The organism is Streptomyces calidiresistens (genome assembly GCF_014141525.1).
GTDB lineage: Bacteria > Actinomycetota > Actinomycetes > Streptomycetales > Streptomycetaceae > Streptomyces > Streptomyces calidiresistens.
In genome coordinates this window covers 1-395 of record NZ_VKHS01001614.1, presented here as the reverse complement: position 1 = coordinate 395, position 395 = coordinate 1, and the positions used below count along the sequence as shown (strand labels likewise).

The following is a 395-nucleotide window of genomic DNA, read 5'->3' as shown; positions in this document are numbered from 1 at the left end:
AATCCATTCTTGGCATTAACTTGCCCGCACACTAAGACGAGAACTGTTCCATCCTCGTTTTCTTGAGTTTTTGCCACTCGCAAATATCTAAACTTTGCACTATCAGGGTCTTTCAAGTCTGCAGAAATTTCCTTCTGTGCAAGTTCTAATGCTTTTTCCTCACCAGGCTTGCATGCCGTCAAAGCCATAACGGCGAGTACTACTGCTAATGTCTTTTTCATTCTTCCTTGCCCATCAATCAAAGATGACCCGATCTTAGCAGAGGTCGCGGCGGTGGCAACGAAAAAACCCGCAGCTAAGCGGGTTTGGAGGCTACCTACTTTTGGATTCGAAGACAGCCTGTAGGCCGTAGTCGATGCTGTTCTTAAAGTAGTTTTGTTCTCCCGTTGCTACAT

Annotated in this window: 1 protein-coding gene; it reads right to left on the bottom strand. The window is 45.8% G+C overall.

The window, feature by feature from the left end; genetic code table 11:
• The coding region (locus tag FOE67_RS28515; protein WP_228474398.1) for a hypothetical protein at positions 1-221 on the bottom strand (221 nt) is incomplete at its 3' end.
• Positions 222-395 lie beyond the last annotated feature (174 nt).